Source organism: Helicobacter pylori SA221C (assembly GCF_000476855.1).
Lineage (GTDB): Bacteria > Campylobacterota > Campylobacteria > Campylobacterales > Helicobacteraceae > Helicobacter > Helicobacter pylori_DK.
In genome coordinates, this window is record NZ_CBPT010000001.1 from 227032 (window position 1) to 246440 (window position 19409).

At 40.7% G+C, this 19409-nt stretch carries 17 protein-coding genes; 6 read left to right on the top strand and 11 right to left on the bottom strand.

The features are described from left to right. Positions 1 to 24: 24 nt before the first annotated feature. Positions 25 to 1182, bottom strand: a complete 1158-nt coding sequence (locus QU01_RS01115) for a SulP family inorganic anion transporter (RefSeq protein WP_033761552.1) — start codon at positions 1180 to 1182, stop codon at positions 25 to 27. A 250-nt stretch (positions 1183 to 1432) separates the two neighbouring features. Between QU01_RS01115 and hopM the strand changes: the two genes are divergently transcribed. Further along, complete coding sequence (gene hopM, locus QU01_RS01120) at positions 1433 to 3514, top strand: Hop family outer membrane protein HopM/HopN (RefSeq protein ID WP_033761553.1); 2082 nt, start codon at positions 1433 to 1435, stop codon at positions 3512 to 3514. 214 nt (positions 3515 to 3728) lie between these two features. Next, a complete protein-coding gene (locus QU01_RS01125; RefSeq protein WP_033761555.1) occupies positions 3729 to 4562 on the top strand; it encodes a sulfite exporter TauE/SafE family protein in 834 nt (277 codons plus the stop codon). A 314-nt stretch (positions 4563 to 4876) separates the two neighbouring features. Here the strand turns inward: QU01_RS01125 and msrB are convergent, their stop codons facing one another. From msrB to QU01_RS01155, 6 genes are all read right to left on the bottom strand, one after another. Beyond that, entirely contained in the window at positions 4877 to 5956 is a 1080-nt protein-coding gene (msrB, locus tag QU01_RS01130) for a peptide-methionine (R)-S-oxide reductase MsrB (RefSeq protein WP_033761557.1), read from the bottom strand. A 123-nt stretch (positions 5957 to 6079) separates the two neighbouring features. Further along, on the bottom strand, positions 6080 to 7426 hold the full coding sequence (radA, locus tag QU01_RS01135) for a DNA repair protein RadA (RefSeq protein ID WP_033761558.1): 1347 nt from the start codon (positions 7424 to 7426) through the stop codon (positions 6080 to 6082). A gap of 111 nt (positions 7427 to 7537) precedes the next feature. Beyond that, positions 7538 to 7771, bottom strand: a complete 234-nt coding sequence (locus QU01_RS01140) for a ribbon-helix-helix domain-containing protein (RefSeq protein ID WP_033761596.1) — start codon at positions 7769 to 7771, stop codon at positions 7538 to 7540. Between the two features lie 157 nt (positions 7772 to 7928). After that, the gene (locus QU01_RS01145) at positions 7929 to 8909 is read right to left on the bottom strand and encodes an iron-sulfur cluster assembly scaffold protein NifU (protein WP_001051999.1); all 981 of its coding nucleotides are present in this window, start codon (positions 8907 to 8909) and stop codon (positions 7929 to 7931) included. A gap of 21 nt (positions 8910 to 8930) precedes the next feature. Then, the gene (locus QU01_RS01150) at positions 8931 to 10094 is read right to left on the bottom strand and encodes a NifS family cysteine desulfurase (RefSeq protein WP_000941687.1); all 1164 of its coding nucleotides are present in this window, start codon (positions 10092 to 10094) and stop codon (positions 8931 to 8933) included. Positions 10095 to 10264: 170 nt separating this feature from the next. Beyond that, complete coding sequence (locus QU01_RS01155; protein WP_033761561.1) at positions 10265 to 10726, bottom strand: helix-turn-helix domain-containing protein; 462 nt, start codon at positions 10724 to 10726, stop codon at positions 10265 to 10267. Between the two features lie 145 nt (positions 10727 to 10871). On the opposite strand from QU01_RS01155, the gene QU01_RS01160 reads away from it, so the two are divergent. Beyond that, the gene (locus QU01_RS01160) at positions 10872 to 11423 is read left to right on the top strand and encodes a YbhB/YbcL family Raf kinase inhibitor-like protein (RefSeq protein ID WP_033761563.1); all 552 of its coding nucleotides are present in this window, start codon (positions 10872 to 10874) and stop codon (positions 11421 to 11423) included. Between the two features lie 68 nt (positions 11424 to 11491). Here the strand turns inward: QU01_RS01160 and QU01_RS08200 are convergent, their stop codons facing one another. From QU01_RS08200 to QU01_RS01175, 4 genes are read right to left on the bottom strand one after another with little or no spacing between them, the layout of a single operon-like run. Further along, positions 11492 to 11662, bottom strand: coding sequence for a hypothetical protein (locus tag QU01_RS08200; RefSeq protein WP_154195316.1), 171 nt, complete (start codon positions 11660 to 11662; stop codon positions 11492 to 11494). A gap of 33 nt (positions 11663 to 11695) precedes the next feature. Continuing rightward, positions 11696 to 12796, bottom strand: a complete 1101-nt coding sequence (gene dxr / locus QU01_RS01165) for a 1-deoxy-D-xylulose-5-phosphate reductoisomerase (protein WP_033761565.1) — start codon at positions 12794 to 12796, stop codon at positions 11696 to 11698. Then, positions 12797 to 13597 carry a phosphatidate cytidylyltransferase gene (locus QU01_RS01170; RefSeq protein ID WP_033761566.1) on the bottom strand — a complete coding sequence of 267 codons (801 nt, stop codon included), beginning with the start codon at positions 13595 to 13597 and terminating at the stop codon, positions 12797 to 12799. A gap of 12 nt (positions 13598 to 13609) precedes the next feature. Continuing rightward, positions 13610 to 15268: an SLC13 family permease gene (locus tag QU01_RS01175; protein ID WP_033761569.1), complete on the bottom strand. Its 1659-nt coding sequence runs from the start codon at positions 15266 to 15268 to the stop codon at positions 13610 to 13612. Between the two features lie 95 nt (positions 15269 to 15363). On the opposite strand from QU01_RS01175, the gene mnmG reads away from it, so the two are divergent. From mnmG to hcpA, 3 genes are all read left to right on the top strand, one after another. After that, entirely contained in the window at positions 15364 to 17229 is a 1866-nt protein-coding gene (mnmG, locus tag QU01_RS01180) for a tRNA uridine-5-carboxymethylaminomethyl(34) synthesis enzyme MnmG (RefSeq protein WP_033761571.1), read from the top strand. Between the two features lie 10 nt (positions 17230 to 17239). Further along, positions 17240 to 18421: a succinyl-diaminopimelate desuccinylase gene (gene dapE / locus QU01_RS01185; protein WP_033761573.1), complete on the top strand. Its 1182-nt coding sequence runs from the start codon at positions 17240 to 17242 to the stop codon at positions 18419 to 18421. A gap of 80 nt (positions 18422 to 18501) precedes the next feature. Beyond that, positions 18502 to 19254, top strand: a complete 753-nt coding sequence (gene hcpA, locus QU01_RS01190) for a Sel1-like repeat protein HcpA (protein ID WP_033761575.1) — start codon at positions 18502 to 18504, stop codon at positions 19252 to 19254. Positions 19255 to 19409: the final 155 nt, after the last annotated feature.

Genomic DNA, 19409 nt, shown 5'->3' on the forward strand with positions numbered 1-19409 from the left:
CTTTTTCTTTCTTATAGCAAAACTTCATGCAATCCCTTTTGATTTGATCCATAACGCATTGACTAAAACCCCCACCACAACCCCTATCGCTAAATTATGCGTGTATAAAACCACCGCCACGACCAAGAGCATGTTCAGCGTGTCATAGAGCTTGATTTTTTTAATGTTAATAATGGATTGGAAATTAAAAGTGGTGAAAGAAATCATCACCATCACCGCCACAACCGCCACAATGGGGATCTTAACCACATATTCATTAAACACTAATATTAGCACCATTAAAGAAAAGCCGGCAAAAAAAGTAGAAAGCCTTGTTTTGGCCCCGGATTTTGCGTTGATGATAGACTGCCCCACCAAAGCGCACCCTGTCATTCCCCCCAAAAGCCCTGATACGATATTCCCCAAGCCTTGCGCTTTAGTTTCTTTGTTTTTATCGCTCACGCCGTCTTTTAAAATCACGTCTAAAGTTTTAGCGGTCAATAAACTTTCTATCGTGCCTACTAGCGCTAAAGAAAGAGCGTAAGGCAACAACTCTATCATTATTTTAAAATCCAAATTTTTGGGGATAATGATGAAATGAAAGCCTGAAACCCCTTGCTCAATGCTCCCTAAATTCGGTGCATGCATATCAAAAATCAAAGCGATCGCGCTCACTATAAGGATACAAATCAGATTAGAGGGGATTTTTTTAGTGATTAAAGGGAAGAGGTAAATGATCAATATTCCAATAGCGAGTAAGATAAACACTCCCAAATTTTGGTTTTGAAGGAATTTGAATTGCTCCATTAAAAGCAAAATGCCTAGCGCGTTCACAAAGCCATACATCACTGATTGAGGGATAAATTTTAAAAGATTCCCTATTTTCAAATAGCCTAAAAGAATTTGCAACACCCCTGCCATAAGAGTCGCCACGCCCGCGTATTCAAGCCCATAATTTTTAACCACGCCCACCAAAATGAGCGCCACTGAGCCGGCCGCTGCGCTAATCATCGCCTTTCTAGCCCCAAAAAGAGACAAAACAAAAGCCATGTAAAAGGTCGTATAAAACGCCACGCCCACATCTAAACCCACCATGATCGCAAAACCGGCCGTCTCTGGGATCACAGAAAGCCCCACCACAAAACCAGACAGCAAATCTTTTTGAATGTTGCTCAGCCATTCTTTTTGTATCTTTTCAAACATGCCTTTCTTTCTCATTAGAATGGCTTAATTGTAACTAAAGATTTAAAAACCAATTTCAAACCGGATAAAATCCCTTTTCTTAAATCAAGCTCTATGATATTTTATTGTAAAAAATACTTAAAATTGTTTTTTTTTTTCAAAATATAAATTTTAAGTTAAGAATAAGCATTTTATGGTAAAATGGCGAAGTTTCATAAACATGACTATCATGGGAATGTGAAACTGAGAAAATCTATCAAAAGGAGAAAACATGAAAATCAAAAAATCTCTCTTACTCTCCCTTTCTCTCATAGCTTCGCTATCAAGGGCTGAAGACGATGGCTTTTATACAAGCGTGGGGTATCAAATCGGTGAAGCGGTTCAAAAGGTTAAAAATACCGGAGCGATACAAGATCTTGCAGACAGATACGATAATTTAAGCAACCTTTTAAACCAATACAACTACCTAAACTCCTTAGTCAATCTAGCCAGCACGCCTAGCGCGATCACGGGTGCGATCAACAATTTAAGCTCAAGCGCGATTAATCTCACTAGCGGCACCACCACTTCCCCGGCCTATCAAGCTGTGGCTTTAGCGCTCAATGCCGCTGTAGGCATGTGGCAAACTATAGCCCTTTTTATTGGCTGTGGCCCAGGCCCTACCAATAATCAAAGCTATCAATCGTTTGGCAACACACCAGCCCTTAACGGGACAACCACCACTTGCAATCAAGCATACGGGACAGGCCCCAATGGCATTCTATCCATTAAAGAATACCAAAAACTCAACCAAGCCTATCAAATCATCCAAACCGCTTTAAACCAACATCAAGGAGGCGGTATGCCTGCCTTGAATGACACCACCAAAACAGGGGTGGTCAACATACAACAAACCAATTATAGGACCACCACACAAAACAATATCATAGAGCATTATTATATGGAGAACGGGAAAGAGATTCCAACCTCTTATTCAGGCGGATCATCATTCTCGCCTACAATACAATTGACATACAAGAATGATGCTGAATACCTTTTACAACAAGCTAGTATCATCATGCAAGTCCTTACCACCCAAAAACCGCATGTGCAAACAAGCAATGGTGGTAAAGCGTGGGGGTTGAGCTCTACACCTGGGAATGTGGTGGATATTTTTGGCCCTTCTTTTAGCGCTATCCAAGAAATGATTAAAAACGCTCAAACCGCCCTAGAAAAAACCCAACAACTCAACGCTAATGAAAACACCCAAATCACGCAACCAGACAATTTCAACCCCTACACTTCTCAAAATAAGCAATTCGCTCAAGAAATGCTTAACAGAGCTAACGCTCAAGCAGAGATTTTAAGCCTAGCCCAACAAGTAGCGAACAATTTCCACAGCATTCAAGGGCCTATCCAAAGCGATTTAGAAGAATGTAAAGCAGGATCGGCTGGCGTGATTAATAGTAGCACTTGGGGTTCAGGTTGCGCGTTTGTGAAAGAGACTCTCAATTCTTTAGAGCAACACACCGCTTATTATGGCAATCAGGTCAATCAAGAGAAAGCTTTGGCTCAAACCATTTTGAATTTTAAAGAAGCCCTTAATACCCTGAATAAAGACTCTACAGCGATTAATAATGGTATCTCCAACTTGCCTAACGCCAAGTCCCTCCAAAACATGACGCATGCAACTCAAAACCCTAATTCCCCAGAAGGTTTGCTCACTTATTCTTTAAATGCAGACAAATACAACCAGCTCCAAACCATCACACAAGAATTGGGCAAAAACCCCTTTAGGCGTATTGGCGTGATTGACTATCAAAACAACAACGGCGCGATGAACGGCATTGGCGTGCAAGTGGGATATAAGCAATTCTTTGGCAAAAAAAGGAATTGGGGGTTAAGGTATTACGGCTTTTTTGATTACAACCATGCTTATATTAAATCCAGCTTTTTCAACTCGGCTTCTGACGTGTGGACTTATGGCGTGGGCATGGACGCTCTCTATAACTTCATCAACGACAAAAACACCAATTTCTTAGGCAAGAACAACAAGCTCTCTGTAGGGCTTTTTGGAGGTTTTGCGTTAGCCGGGACTTCGTGGCTTAATTCCCAACAAGTGAATTTGACCATGATGAATGGCATTTATAACGCTAATGTCAGCGTTTCTAACTTCCAATTTTTATTCAATTTAGGCTTGAGAATGAATCTCGCCAGACCTAAGAAAAAAGACAGCGATCATGTTGCTCAGCATGGCATTGAACTAGGCTTTAAAATCCCTACCATTAACACCAATTACTATTCTTTCATGGGGGCTAAACTAGAATACAGAAGGCTCTATAGCGTGTATCTCAATTATGTGTTTGCTTACTAAAACCCCTCTTTAAAAAAGGGGGCTTGTTTAAAAACGCTTAAAAGCCTTTTTAAATTAAGCAAATAAAGAGATCTTGGATAATCTCTTATAAATCGCTCTCAAGCGATAAAATTAAAGTGATCAAAACCCTATTTTTGTAATCATTAAAGAAAAATTTTTAAAGATTATCACTCTTTTTTGATAAAGTAATAATTTAGAATTTAGGGAGTTTTTTATGGAAGAATCAACAGCGTTCATTTTGGCTCTTGTGGGGCTATTTACTGGCATCACCGCCGGGTTTTTTGGTATTGGTGGGGGGGAGATTGTCGTCCCTAGCGCGATTTTTGCCCATTTTAGCTATAGCCATGCGGTGGGTATTTCGCTCATGCAAATGCTTTTTTCTTCAGTGGTCGGCTCTATCATCAATTACAAAAAGGGCTTATTGGATTTGAGAGAAGGCTCATTTGCCGCACTTGGAGGGCTAATGGGGGCGATTTTAGGGAGCTTTATCTTAAAGATCATTAACGATAAAATTTTAATGAGCGTGTTTGTGGTGGTGGTGTGCTACACCTTTATCAAATACGCATTTTCTAACAACAAGAAGCCCAAGCATTTTGAAGAGATGCATTTTGATTTGCATGCGAATAACAAAACGCCCGAAAAAAAGCGCGCAATCCCCTTTGTGTCTATGGATAGAACGCATGGGGTTTTGATGCTCGCCGGTTTTGTTACCGGCATCTTTTCTATCCCGCTAGGCATGGGCGGGGGGATTTTAATGGTGCCGTTTTTGGGCTATTTTTTGAAATACGATTCCAAAAAAATCGTGCCTTTGGGGCTATTTTTTGTGGTGTTCGCTTCTTTATCTGGGGTCATCTCTCTTTATAACGGGAGGGTTCTTGATGATATAAGCGTTCAAGCCGGGGTGATTACCGGTATTGGAGCGTTTTTAGGGGTGGGCATTGGCATTAAGCTCATTGCTTTGGCTAATGAAAAGGTGCATAAAATCTTATTGCTCCTCATTTATGCCTTAAGCATTTTAGCGACCTTACACAAGCTCATTATGGGGTAAAAATCTAAAAACGCTCAAGGGCATTTTTTAAAGATGAAATAGCAAAAGAGCTTGATTTTAATCAAAGGATAGCTTTTTAAAAAAGTTTTAATTATCCCTATTTAATGAAAACAGAGCCAAAAAATACATTTTTTAAATCATTTCCTTTAAGGGATAAAAGCCATTTTATAGGGGTTGTTTTTTTCAATAAGAATCGTTAAAAAACAATCAGTTAAGGTGATTTTTAGCGTTTTTTAAAATAACCCATAAGACAACCCAAACGCTTAACCCCCCCACTTTAACCCCCCAACATTAGGGGGCTTAGTCATTACCCTTTAATGCGTTTTTTTATCCTGGATGTATTTTTTCAATTCACCCTTTTTGATATAAGGGATAAATTCGCCATAGCCCTCTTTTTCCATGTCTTTTAAGGGGATAAACCTTAAAGCCGCGCTATTGATACAATACCTTAAGCCCCCTAATTCTTTAGGCCCATCGTTAAACACATGCCCTAAATGCGCCTTACCAATACGGCTCAACACTTCAATGCGTTTCCTATTAAGGCTCTCATCGTCTTCGTATTTCACCACATCTTTATTGATGGGCTTAGAAAAGCTTGGCCACCCGCAACCGGAGTCGTATTTATCCGCTGAAGAAAACAACGGCTCGCCTGTGGTAATATCCACATAAATGCCCTCTTCTTCTTTGTTGTAATACTCATTTTCAAAAGGTTTCTCAGTGTGTTTGTTTTGAGTCACCTCATACTGGAGTTTGGTGAGTTTTTTCTTTAAAACTTCATCGCTTGGTTTGGTGTATTTATCGCTATCTACAATCACTTCATCCGCCTTTTTCAAATCAATATGGCAATAGCCACCAGGGTGTTTTTTCAAATAATCCTGGTGGTATTCTTCAGCCCTCACATAATTCTTTAACGGCTCTACCTCAATGGCGATCTTGCCTTTCACTTCTTTTTGCAACGCTTTTAAGGCGTTGTCTATCACTTCTTTATCCGCGCTATTGACATAGTAAATCCCTGTGCGATACTGCCTGCCCACGTCATTACCCTGCTTGTTCACGCTCACCGGATCAATCACCTTAAAATAATAGCGTAGCAATTTGTCCAAACTGATTTTTTTAGGATCATAAACGACTTTCACGCTTTCAGCATGATCGCTTTCATGCAATTTTTCATAATTCGTGCTTGAAGTCTTGCCGTTAGCGTAACCAGAGCTTGCGTCTATAACGCCATAAATCCTCTCCATATACGCCTCTAGCCCCCAAAAGCACCCCCCAGCCAAGTAAATCACTCTTTCATCGGTTTTTTGGGGTTTAGCCCCCATGTTTTCATTCGCTTGCATAATTGCTCCTATCGCTAAAAAAAGATAAAAAATTTTCAAATAAGATAATACTTTCATTGAATAACCTTTGTTTTAATTTTAATGGTGTTCGCCATTATAACTAAAAAAAATGGTAGTTGCTCTTTAAATTGAGTTTAAATTTTAATAAGACTCTATTCTATTAGGTAACAAAAGTTCCAATCACATCCATTCAACAATCTTGCCCACCACATTGGCTTCATAGCATTTGATAGAGGTTTTTTGACTGGGTTTTTTAGGCAAAATGGCTTTTAAAAAGCCGTAATTTTCCATTTCTTTCAATCTAGCGTTCAAATTAGGGGCTTCTAAAATCCTGCCATTCAAACTCACTTCGCCTAAAAAGGCGGTTTTATTGTCAATTTTTCTGTTTTTAAAGCTTGAAAGGATACTAGCAATGACCGCTAAATCGCAAGCCGGCTCGCTAATCTTAATACCTCCGCTCACATTAATGAACACGTCATGGCGGTTTAAGGGGATTTCTAGCTTTTTTTCCAATAAAGCGATGAGCATGTTAAGGCGGTTGGTGTCAAACCCGTTCGCTAATCGTTTGGGCGCTCCAAAACTGCACTCGCTCACCAACGCCTGAATCTCTAAAATCAACGCCCTTGAGCCTTCTAAAGTGATGGTAATGGCACTCCCCTCCATAGGCTCTTCTTTGGAAAAAAACAAGCTTGAAGCTTCTTTAGCGCTCACCAAACCCTGCTCTTTCATTTCAAACAAGCCGATTTCACTCGTAGGACCAAAGCGGTTTTTAAAACTCCTTAAAATCCTTAATTCCCTACTGGGATCGCCTTCAAAATACAGCACGCTATCCACCATATGCTCTAACACTCTAGGCCCTGCGATGCTCCCTTCTTTGGTGATATGACCGATGATAAAAACAGCAATATTTCTTGTTTTGGCTAAACGCATGAGCTCAAAAGTGACCTCCCTCACTTGCGAAATAGAGCCGGGTGCTGAAGAAATCTCTGGCGAATAAAGCGTTTGAATGGAATCAATCACGCAAGCAAAATAATTTTCGCTCTCAATATTCGCCTTAATCACAGGCCAATTGATTTCATTGAGCAGATACAATTCTTTTTCTATGCAATCCAATCTATTGGCGCGCATTTTAATCTGGCTCAAGCTCTCTTCCCCGCTCACATACAAAACCTTTTGCTGGTTTTTGGCCAAGCCAGAAGCCACTTTTAAAAGCAGAGTGGATTTCCCCACCCCAGGACTCCCCCCAACCAAATACAACCCCCCTTTAGCGATCCCCCCACCTAAGACAATATCCAATTCGCTTTGAGTAGAAGAAAACTTGATCACTTCTTCATGTTCAATTTCAGCGATAGAAACGCTTTTTTGCGCTTGTGGGAGCGGTTTTTTAAGCGCGTGTAAAACTTCCTTTTGGGCTTGGTTCAATTCTATAAAACTCTCCCATGCGTTGCACTGAACGCACTTGCCTAGCCACTTAGGGCTTGTAAAACCGCAATGCTGACACTCAAATAAAGAAGTTTTTTTAGCCAAAATACCACTCTTTTTTAAAATCACACAGCTAAAGAACAGATAAAAATGGGGTTTTGGTTTTGTTCTATAGCAAAACTCGTAAAGCTAAACTAAAAACAAGTTAAAAAGTTATCAAGCACCATTTTGCTCTATTTTTCTTAAAGCCTTCAAAATATAGCGTTTGATATAAGATCCCACGCTTTCTTCTTCTTCATTAGCCATTTTCTCTAGTTTTTGGTATTGCTCATCAGAAAAATACAAGCTTACCGCACGAGTTTTTTTATTAGCGTCTGCTTTTGGTTTGCGTCCTAGTTTATTTTTAGTTCCCCTTAAGTGAGTTTCATCTGTGTTTTCTGTCATTTTTATCAAGTTCCTTCAATCATCATCGCAAATCGCTTCAAAATAGCATGTTAGCATAAAAGTAGCGCGTAACGAACAATGTTGCAAGCGCTAACCGTTCCTCATTGTAAGTTTATTAGCGCTCGTTTGAAAAGGCTTCACCCCCTAAAAATATCAAAATAAATTAAATCGGTAACACCCTGATACTGCGATCCAATAATTCCTGCAAAGCGTTTTCAATGGCAAATAAAGTCCCGGTAGTCGCGCTCATGCACCCATCGCATGCCCCCATGTAGCGGATATACACATCAATGTAATCATCGCTTTCTTTAATGTCTAAAATCTCTAAATCCCCCCCATCCATCATAAGCATAGCGCGGATATTTTCATCAATGACTTTATCCACCGCTTTAATCTTTTGAACCATAGTCATTTCCCTAAAAGCCAATTCCCCATTTTGGGATTTATTCGCAGCGGCTTTAAGTTTTTCAGCTTCCATTTCTTCGCGCACTTCTTTAAGAATATCCACCAGGTAATAATCCCTTTTTTCATGCCCGCCCGGCCTCACACAGCTTTTACAAAACGCGCCGGCTTTGGTGTAGTTAGTGATTTCTTCAACGCTTTTTAAATCATTGAGCCTAATCACCTCTTTAATCGTGCCTAAACTCACCCTAGCGCACTCGCACACGATGATTTCTTCTTCAAAATCTTCAGCATTTTTCCCCAAATACATGCCGGCAGCTTTTTTGATCACATCATACGCCATCACCGAGCAGTGCATTTTTTGCCCAGGCACAGCCGGCGTGTCCGGATCGTCCCTCAAGCCTCTTTCCACATCTAAATTCGTGATTTTTACCGCATCTTGGACTCTTTTATTCAAACACAATTCTACCATCATGTCTGAGCTTGCGATCGCCGTTCCGCAACCAAAGCTTTTAAACTTCGCGTCAACAATTCTATCCGTGCTTTCATCTACAAGCCAATACAACCTCACCGCATCACCGCATGCTTCTGCGCCATAATCCGCCACAATGAGCTTAGCGTTTTTGGCTTTAGCCTGCTCTTCGGTGATGACCCCTAAATGCGTAGGGTTATCCATGCGCCTTTGAACTTCTTTAGAATACGCGTCCCAGAGAACCGAACCCACTAAATCATGTTTTGCCATTTTGATTCCTTTATATTCTTTTTAATAAGAGCTTGAAATGTTTCTCAATCTTATAGCCGCTTGGGAGAAAACTTCAATCGTTTTATCAATTTCAGCTTCCGTGTTAAAACGGCTCAATGAAAGCCTAATAGCGGTATGAGCTAATTCCTTACTCGCTCCAATCGCTACCATGACAGGATTAGCCTCTAAATCCTCACTCGCGCACGCGCTCCCTGTGGAAGCGGCGATATTAGAGCGATTCAAATCCCACAGCATGGCCTCTCCTTCAATCCCTCTCACGCTGATTAAAGTCGTGTTAGGCACACGATGGATTCGATCGCCTACCACCATCACATCAGGGATTTTCAAAAGCGCTTCTTCTAATTTGTCGCGCAATTTCCCCACCACTTCTTTTTCATAGTCTAAATGCTCTACGGCTAATTTCATCGCTTCGCCCATTCCCACAATATAAGGCACATTCAAAGTCCCGCTGCGCCTGCCATTCATATGCTCCCCGCCATGAAAAAGAGGGGTCAATCCCACCCCACTTCTAATATACAACCCCCCAATGCCTTTAGGCCCATGGAATTTGTGCGCGCTAAAAGAAAGGAAATCCGCATTCGCTTTTAACACATCTACAGGGATTTTACCAATCGCTTGCACCGCATCGGTATGGAACAACACGCCCTTTTCTTTACAAATAGCCCCAATTTCTTCAATAGGGAAAATGAGACCGGTTTCATTATTCGCCCACATCACGCTCACTAGAGCGGTTTTTTCTGTGATCGCTTCTTTGACTTGCTCTGCAGTGATACTCCCATGCTCATTAATGGGCAAGTAAGTAACCTCCACCCCCAAGCTTTCTAAAAAATTGCAAGTGGATCGCACCGCCGGATGCTCTGCAACCGTGGTTACAATATGGTTTTTGCCCTTTTTCAAACATTCATCAAAATACACGCCCTTTAAAACCCAATTATTGCTTTCTGTCGCGCAAGAAGTGATGATCACATCATCTATATCCCTAGCGTTAATGCCCTTATAAAGCTTATCTAGCGCTTCTGCAATGGCTGGGTGGGTTTCTGTGCCAAACTGGTGCAACGAGCTAGGATTCCCATAATGATCCCTTAAAAAAGGATCCATGATCTCTTTGACTTTAGGGTCAATCCTAGTTGTAGCGTTATTGTCTAAATAAATTCGTTGTAACAAGGTTAATATTCTCCTCAAAAATTTTACATAGATTTTCTTATCTAAGTCTAAATTATGATTAAATACAAGATATTTTCTTAATTTTAACTTAAAATAAGATGAATTTTTGAAAACATTTTGAGAAATGCGAATACCCCCATTAAAAACCAACATAGCCGCTACCAAGTCGCTTAAGGTTTTTTAAGGGGTCTCCCACACCTGTCTTTTAAAGCGTCTATCCCCCCTTGTTGGTAACGCTTCTCCCACACATAGAGTTTTTGCAATTGCTTCGCGACTTCTTTTTTAGTGGGCTTAATGCCCCTAAGGTTATAAAGAGCGGTAATGATAATGGGCTTTGGGACATTAAACCTTTGGATAAATTCCAAACAATCTTTTTTGAGTTGGGAGTCTTGCTTGTTTTTGGTAATATCCACATGGCTTAAATATTGCAACACATAAAGGCGTTTTTCTTCATCTTCTTGCGCGATTTCTGGGGCTAACTCCATCCCTTGACTAACGCCTTTAAAAAACTTATTTGAAGCCTCTTGGGCGGGATAAACGCTCAAATAAGTTTCTAGTAAAGAAATCACTCTTTTTTGCTGTTCCAATAGTGCGTCTATCTTGGCGCTCAAACGATTTATTTTACTTTCCATGCGTTCAATGGTAACTAGTAAAAATAAATAACTATTTAATCATTAAAAATGATTATTCTAATATCATGCTCCAAATTAAGATGTATTTTTATGATCATGCTACAATAAGAAAACACAAAACGATTTCAAGGAAAAAGGTCTTAAAATGAAAACTTTTGAAGTGATGATTCAAACCGATTCGCAAGGGTATTTGGACGCTAAATTTGGCGGTAACGCTCCTAGAGGGTTTCTCAATCCAAACGGCTTACCCACTTATTCGCCTAAAATCTCATGGCAAAAAGTAGAAGGCGCTCAAAGCTATGCGTTAGAACTCATCGATCATGACGCTCAAAAAGTGTGTGGCATGCCGTTTGTCCATTGGGTCGTGGGCAATATTTCTTATAATGTTTTAGAAGAAAACGCTTCCATGATGGATAAAAGGATTATTCAGGGGGTCAATTCGCTCACTCAAGGCTTTATCCGCTCCTCTCTCAATGAAAGCGAAAAACAACGCTCCAACCTCAACAACAGCGTTTATATCGGCCCCATGCCCCCTAATGGCGATCATCATTACCTTATCCAAGTGTATGCTCTAGATATTCCTAAACTCGCTTTAAAAGCCCCCTTTTTCTTAGGCGATTTGCATGACAAAATGCGCAACCATATCATCGCCATAGGGAGAAAGGAATTTTTATACAAGCAGTTTGTAAGGAAATAAAGTTTAGGGGCTTGATCCAATAACCTTGTTTGGCTTCCAACGCTTTTTAATTTTTTAAAAAGCGGTTTTTAGTGGTTTATGATATACAACAAAATAACAATTAAAATACCAATAACAAGGATATAATATTCACGACCAAACTTCTCCGCTTTCTCAAGTGCCTCGCCAATAGCCGCTACTACAAAACATGCAACAATCAACAAAAAGAATGATATTAAAAACACTTTAAACACGAACATGCATCAACTCCTTATCAAACCATTCATTCAACACTACCTATAATTTTTAAAACGCTCCCTAACTTCCCTATCTAACGCCAGGACTTCATCTAGATTAGAGAGCTTGAAAGGCATTTTAGCGTATGATTCTAAGGCTTGAGAAATGGTTTGGATAAGGCCACCAAAAGCGATCTCTTGATTTAAAAACTTCTCCATCGCCACCTCATTGCTCGCATTCAGCACCACGCCAAGCTTGGGGTTTTCTAATAACAAGTCTTTATAACGCCACAAAGTGTAGCGCTCCATGCTAATGGGTTCGAATTTAATCGCGCTTAAAGCGTATAAATCTAAGGGCTTGATAGACGCACTCAAGGAAGCTAATTTAGGGTTAATAGCGTAGCTTATGGGTAATTGCATGTCCGCGCTCGCTAAATGCGCGATGACAGAGTTGTCTTCAAATTCCACCAAAGCATGCACGATAGAACTCCTTTCAATCAGTGCATCAATCTTTAAAGACGCCCCAAAAAGCCAATAAGTTTCTAAAATTTCAAAAAGCTTATTGACCATGCTCGCTGAATCAATGGTGATTTTAGATCCCATGCTCCAATTAGGGTGCTTGAGCGCGTTTTGCGCGTTTTGAATAGGAATAAATTCTAAAGGCGTGTCCCTAAAAGCCCCCCCACTCGCACTAATGATTAAAGATTTAGGCTTTAAAGTCTTGTTTTGCAACAACGCCCACAAACCAAAATGCTCGCTATCAACGGGCGTGATTTGTGAAATGTCTAATAAATGCCCCGCGCTCACTAAGCTCTCTTTATTCGCTAGGGCTAGTTTTTTGTTAGTTTGCAAGCTTTTAAAGCTCGCCTTTAATCCTGCCACGCCCACAATAGCGTTAAGGACTAAATTGGAATCGCACTCTTCTATCATCGCATCAATGCCGTCTAGCCCTACAAACACTTCCGCACCCAAAGGCTCTAAACCATTCAAATCGTTAGGATCTAAAACCGCTACTTTTTTGGGTTTGAAAACTTTGATTTGCTCATTGATTAAAGCGATATTTTTCCCACAGCTTAAGGCTTCTATTTCTACCTTGAATTTTTTGGCGATTTTTAGGGCGTTTTTCCCAATAGAGCCGGTGCTTCCTAAAACAACCATTCAATCCCCTAAAAATACCGCCGTCTCTTTCCAAACTTCTAAAAAATACAACAACACATGCAAGCTCAAAGCCCCAAAAAGCATGGAATCCAATCGGTCCAAAACGCCCCCATGCCCGGGTAAAATCTTACCGCTATCTTTGATCCCAGCCTTTCTTTTCAAATAGCTTTCATACAAATCCCCAAACACCGCCACAAGGGCGATTAAAAAACTAAATAGAAGCGCCATAAGAAAGCCTCCGCTCAATTTCCCCATGCCCACAAATGATCCTAAAACGCTCGCCAAAACAACGCCAATCAACGCACCCTCTAAGGTTTTATTCGGCGAAGTGGGCGTGAAAGGGGTTTTGCCTAAAAGCTTGCCTCCAAAAAACGCCCCCACATCGCTTGCCACCACCACGACTAAAAGCCAAATGATCGCTACTGCACCAAAATCCTTATAAACCCCAAAAAGCGCAAAAAACCCAACGCCCGGGTATAAAAAGGGTAAAATGGCTTCGCTATGGTGCGCTTTTTGATAAGCAATGACGCTAGCCATAACCATCGCACTGATAAGAGCGCATTCTATAGGGCGCCCGTTAAAATACGCCGCTACCCATGACAACACTAAAATGAGATACAAGCTAAAGCTCGCTTTAACCTGGAACAACCTTAACGCTTCAGAAAACCCTACCGCATAAATCCCCCCTAAAACCGCCCAAAACAACAACAAATTGTCCGCATACAAAATCAAACCTGCTGCAATGATTAAAACAAACCCTGTAATGTAACGAGACTTTTCTTTAAATAACTCTTCTTTCACTTTTTTCCTTAATCAATTAAATACCAGCGAAACCAAACAATAGCTAAACACGCTAATCAAAACAACTCCCACTAAATTAAGCCACAAACCGGCTTTAATCATATCCGTTATTTTAACATACCCAGAGCCATAAGCTATTGCATTGGGTGGGGTGGCTACAGGGAGCATGAATGCGCAAGTCGCGCTCAAGGCTACAGGAATGGTCAATAACAAGCTCTGATGGTTTTCATAACCCATGCCCATCGCAACCCCTCCAATCACCGGTAAAAACGCCGCAGCAGTGGCGGTGTTAGAAGTGATTTCGGTTAAGAAAATGACCATTAAAGTAACCATGACAATGATGAATAAAATCGGTAAATGCGAAAAGCCAGAGACTAAATGCCCGATCCACAAACTCAACCCGGTTTTAGAAAATTGCGCGCTCAAGGCTAACCCGCCACCAAATAAAAGCAACACATCCCAAGGGAGTTTTTTGGTAGTGTCCCAATCAATAAGCCTATCGCCCTGATGGTTAGCGGGCAAAATGAATAAAAGCACAGAAACCCCCATAGCGATCACTGAATCAATTTTATCTATCTTAACGCCCCAAGCTTTTAACATCACGCCTAAAAAAATCCACCCTAAAGACGCTAAAATAAAAATAATCCCCACAGAGATTTCCGCCTGACTCAAACGGCCTAGTTTGTTTAACTCTGATCTAACGACTTCCTTACCCCCTGGGATTTCTTTAATCTTTAAAGGGAAAATCACATAAGTGAGCAAGAGCCACGATAAAATGAGCATGATGAAGGCTAACGGCGTCCCAAACACCATCCACTGAGCGAAATCAATTTCAATATTGAAAGCGGTTTTCATATAGCCGGCTAATAAAGCGTTAGGCGGCGTGCCAATCAAAGTGCCTAAAGAGCCAATAGAAGCCGCATAAGCGATACCAAGCATCAAGCAAATACTGAAATTCGTGCGATAGATAGTAGTCTTTTCTTGAATGACTTGGGTAATGTCTTTGCCCTTATGCACGATATTACTCATAATGCCCCCATGTGCTTTGGTGATTTCTTCTTTTTGATACCATGAATTAGAGGCGTTTTCTTTGCCCACAAGTTTAGCGACTAATTGCAAAACGCTCATGCCAACAGGGAGCATCATCACCGCCGTTGCGGTATTGCTCACCCACATAGACAGAAAGCCTGTAGCTATCATGAAACCTAAAATCAACCTCCTAGGGCTTGTGCCTACTAGTAAAATAATGCTTAAAGCGATGCGCGTGTGCAAGTTCCATTTTTGCATGCTTAAAGCTAAAATAAACCCTCCCATAAAAAGAAAGATGATCGGCGATGCGTAAGAAGAGCTGACGCTAGAGAATTGATCCACGCTAAAGACGCTAAAAAGCACCAAAGGTAAAAGCGCGGTTGCAGGCAGGTCAATGGCTTCAGTCATCCACCATATCCCCATTAAAACAGCCACCCCAGCCACAACAGGCATCGCTTTATAATTTAAGGAATTAAGCTTGGGGATTTCTTCTACAATATGAGGCATTTGAGCGTTTAAAGCGTAATAGATAACAAGCGCGATTAACGCTCCCCCTATTAATCCTAACAAGCGCACGATCTTAGTGCTTTTATCATCGGCGCGCGTATCGGTATGCGTATTGGCATGCGAATGATTTTCCATTTTATTTTACCCTTTAAAATTACTAACCTCCATGCTACAATAAAACTTTTTCAAAACTAAGATTTTAGAAAAATCATATCAAAATAGGAAAAAGAGTGGTAAAAGAAAGTGATATTTTAGTGGTTGGTGGGGGGCATGCAGGCATTGAAGCGAGCTTGATTGCGGCTAAAATGGGGGCTAGAGTGCATTTAATCACCATGCTCATAGACACGATCGGTTTAGCGAGCTGCAATCCGGCCATTGGGGGCTTGGGTAAAGGGCATTTGACTAAAGAAGTGGATGTTTTAGGGGGGGCTATGGGGATTATTACGGATCATAGCGGTTTGCAATATCGTGTGTTAAACGCTTCTAAAGGGCCGGCGGTTAGGGGGACTAGAGCGCAAATTGATATGGACACTTACCGCATTTTGGCAAGAAATCTTGTTTTAAACACCCCTAATTTGAGCGTCTCTCAAGAAATGACCGAAAGTTTAATTATTGAAAACGATGAGGTAGTGGGCGTAACCACGAACATTAACAACACTTATAGAGCTAAAAAAGTGATCATCACCACAGGCACTTTTTTAAAAGGGGTGGTGCATATTGGCGAGCACCAAAACCAAAACGGGCGCTTTGGGGAAAACGCTTCTAATTCTTTAGCCTTGAATTTAAGGGAGCTTGGCTTTAAAGTGGATCGCCTAAAAACCGGCACTTGCCCAAGAGTGGCGGGCAATAGCATTGATTTTGAAGGCTTAGAAGAGCATTTTGGGGACACAAACCCTCCCTATTTTAGCTATAAAACCAAAGATTTTAACCCCACCCAACTCTCATGCTTTATCACTTACACTAACCCCATTACCCACCAAATCATCAGAGATAATTTCCACCGAGCCCCCCTATTTAGCGGTCAAATTGAAGGTATAGGCCCAAGGTATTGCCCTAGCATTGAAGATAAAATCAACCGCTTCAGTGAAAAAGAACGCCACCAGCTGTTTTTAGAGCCTCAAACCATTCACAAAAGCGAATATTATATCAACGGCTTAAGCACCTCTTTACCCCTAGATGTGCAAGAAAAGGTCATTCACTCTATCAAAGGCTTAGAAAACGCCCTCATCACGCGCTATGGCTATGCGATAGAGTATGATTTTATCCAGCCCACGGAATTGACCCACACTTTAGAAACCAAAAAAATCAAAGGGCTTTATTTAGCCGGGCAAATCAACGGGACTACCGGCTATGAAGAAGCGGCGGCTCAAGGGCTTATGGCTGGGATTAATGCGGTATTGGCCTTAAAGAATCAAGCCCCCTTTATTTTAAAGCGCAATGAAGCTTATATCGGCGTTTTGATTGATGATTTGGTCACTAAAGGCACGAATGAGCCTTACAGAATGTTTACCAGCCGAGCCGAATACCGCTTGCTTTTAAGAGAAGACAACACGCTTTTTAGGTTAGGCGAACATGCCTATAATTTAGAGCTTATGGAACAGGATTTTTATAAGGAATTAAAAAAAGATCAACAAGAGATACAAGACAATCTCAAACGCCTTAAAGAATGCGTCCTTACCCCTAGTAAAGAAGTGTTAAAACGCTTGAATGAATTAGACGAAAACCCTATCAATGACAAGGTTGATGGCATTGGCCTTTTAGCGCGCGATAGTTTTAATATAGAAAAAATGCGCTCCTTTTTCAGCTTTTTAACGCCCTTGAACGAGCGGGTTTTAGAGCAGATTAAAATTGAATGCAAGTATAATATTTATATTGAAAAGCAACACGAAAATATCGCTAAAATGGACAGCATGCTCAAAGTGTCTATCCCTAAAGATTTTGTGTTTAAAGGCATTCCAGGCCTTAGTTTAGAAGCGGTAGAAAAATTAGAAAAATTCCGCCCCAAAAGCCTTTTTGAAGCCTCAGAAATCAGCGGGATCACCCCAGCGAATTTAGACGTTTTGCATTTATACATCCATTTGCGAAAAAACTCTTAAAGGATTTTTAATGGACGCTTTAGAAATCACCCAAAAGCTCATCAGCTACCCCACCATTACGCCTAAAGAATGCGGTATTTTTGAATACATTAAATCGCTTTTTCCTGCTTTTAAAACCCTAGAGTGTGGGGAAAATGGCGTGAAAAACCTTTTTTTATACCGCATTTTTAACCCCCAAAAAGATCATGCAAAAGAAAAGCATGCAGAAGAAAGGCATGTAAAAGAAAAGCATGCAAAAGAAAAGGTTAAGCCCTTGCATTTTTGCTTCGCAGGGCATATTGATGTCGTGCCTCCTGGAGATAATTGGCAAAACGATCCCTTTAAACCCATCATTAAAGAGGGGTTTTTATACGGCCGTGGGGCGCAAGACATGAAAGGGGGCGTGGGGGCGTTTTTGAGCGCGAGTTTAAATTTTAACCCTAAAACCCCTTTTTTGCTTTCTATTTTACTCACAAGCGATGAAGAAGGGCCAGGGATTTTTGGCACAAAACTCATGCTAGAAAAACTCAAAGAAAAAGATTTGCTGCCTCATATGGCGATTGTGGCTGAACCCACTTGCGAAAAAGTCTTAGGCGATAGCATCAAAATTGGCCGAAGAGGCTCCATTAATGGCAAACTCATTTTAAAAGGCGTTCAAGGGCATGTGGCTTACCCAAAAAAATGCCAAAACCCTATTGATACGCTCGCTTCGGTTTTGCCTCTCATTTCAGGAGTTCATTTAGACAATGGCGATGAGTGTTTTGACCCTTCAAAATTAGTCATAACCAACTTGCACGCAGGGTTAGGGGCTAATAATGTGACTCCAGGGAGCGTAGAAATGATCTTTAATGCACGCCATTCTTTAAAAACCACTAAAGAGAGTTTGAAAGAATATTTAGAAAAAGTTTTAAAAGATTTGCCTCACACTTTAGAATTAGAGTCAAGCAGTTCGCCTTTCATCACGGCTTCTCATTCAAAGCTTACCAACATTTTACAAGAAAATATTTTAAAAACATGCCGCACCACCCCCCTTTTAAACACCAAAGGCGGCACAAGCGATGCGCGATTTTTTAGTGCTCATGGCATAGAAGTGGTGGAATTTGGCGCCATTAATGACAGGATCCATGCCATTGATGAAAGGGTGAGCTTGAAGGAATTAGAGCTTTTAGAAAAAGTGTTTTTGGGGGTTTTGGAGAGCTTGAGTGAGAAATAAAATAAACAAACATTAAGTAAGGCTTATCAATATTTGATTACAATTATAAAGGGTTACATTTTTTTAACAGGAGATATACCATGCTAGGAAGCGTTAAAAAAACCCTTTTTGGGGTATTGTGTTTGGGCGCGTTGTGTTTGAAAGGGTTAATGGCAGAGCCAGACGCTAAAGAGCTTGTGAATTTAGGCATAGAGAGCGCAAAGAAGCAAGATTTCGCTCAAGCTAAAACGCATTTTGAAAAAGCTTGTGAGTTAAAAAATGGCTTTGGGTGTGTTTTTTTAGGGGCGTTCTATGAAGAAGGGAAAGGAGTGGGAAAAGACTTAAAAAAAGCCATTCAATTTTACACTAAAGGTTGTGAATTAAATGATGGTTATGGGTGCCGCCTACTAGGAAATTTATACTATAACGGACAAGGCGTTTCTAAAGACGCCAAAAAAGCCTCACAATACTACTCTAAATCTTGTGATCTAAACCATGCTGAAGGGTGTATGGTATTAGGAAGCCTACACCATTATGGCGTAGGCACGCCTAAGGATTTAAGAAAGGCTCTTGATTTGTATGAAAAAGCTTGCGATTTAAAAGACAGCCCCGGGTGCATTAATGCAGGATACATGTATGGTGTAGCAAAAAATTTTAAGGAGGCTATTGTTCGTTATTCTAAGGCATGCGAGTTGAACGATGGTAGGGGGTGTTATAATTTAGGGGTTATGCAATACAACGCCCAAGGCACAGCAAAAGACGAAAAGCAAGCGGTAGAAAACTTTAAAAAAGGTTGCAAATCAGGCGTTAAAGAAGCATGCGACGCTCTTAAGGGATTGAAAATAGAACTTTAGTTTTAATGAAGTTAAACTAAAGGTTGCGTTTAGCTGGCTTTTACGCTTTTTAATATTTTAAGGAAAACATAAACCCTACAGAATAGTCATTTTTAATAATCATAAAAGGCGTTTATCGCACCCATTCATTGCCGTTTTTAGATTGGCGCTTGAAG

Bases quoted from the DNA above. Each gene is read 5' to 3' on its own strand.
- QU01_RS01115 (WP_033761552.1), bottom strand. From the start codon at position 1,182: ATGTTTGAAAAGATACAAAAAGAATGGCTGAGCAACATTCAAAAAGAT.
- QU01_RS01145 (WP_001051999.1), bottom strand. From the start codon at position 8,909: ATGGCAAAACATGATTTAGTGGGTTCGGTTCTCTGGGACGCGTATTCT.
- QU01_RS01160 (WP_033761563.1), top strand. From the start codon at position 10,872: ATGAAAACTTTTGAAGTGATGATTCAAACCGATTCGCAAGGGTATTTG.
- QU01_RS08200 (WP_154195316.1), bottom strand. From the start codon at position 11,662: ATGTTCGTGTTTAAAGTGTTTTTAATATCATTCTTTTTGTTGATTGTT.
- msrB (WP_033761557.1), bottom strand. From the start codon at position 5,956: ATGAAAGTATTATCTTATTTGAAAATTTTTTATCTTTTTTTAGCGATA.
- QU01_RS01125 (WP_033761555.1), top strand. From the start codon at position 3,729: ATGGAAGAATCAACAGCGTTCATTTTGGCTCTTGTGGGGCTATTTACT.
- hopM (WP_033761553.1), top strand. From the start codon at position 1,433: ATGAAAATCAAAAAATCTCTCTTACTCTCCCTTTCTCTCATAGCTTCG.
- QU01_RS01155 (WP_033761561.1), bottom strand. From the start codon at position 10,726: ATGGAAAGTAAAATAAATCGTTTGAGCGCCAAGATAGACGCACTATTG.
- QU01_RS01175 (WP_033761569.1), bottom strand. From the start codon at position 15,268: ATGGAAAATCATTCGCATGCCAATACGCATACCGATACGCGCGCCGAT.
- dxr (WP_033761565.1), bottom strand. From the start codon at position 12,796: ATGGTTGTTTTAGGAAGCACCGGCTCTATTGGGAAAAACGCCCTAAAA.
- hcpA (WP_033761575.1), top strand. From the start codon at position 18,502: ATGCTAGGAAGCGTTAAAAAAACCCTTTTTGGGGTATTGTGTTTGGGC.
- dapE (WP_033761573.1), top strand. From the start codon at position 17,240: ATGGACGCTTTAGAAATCACCCAAAAGCTCATCAGCTACCCCACCATT.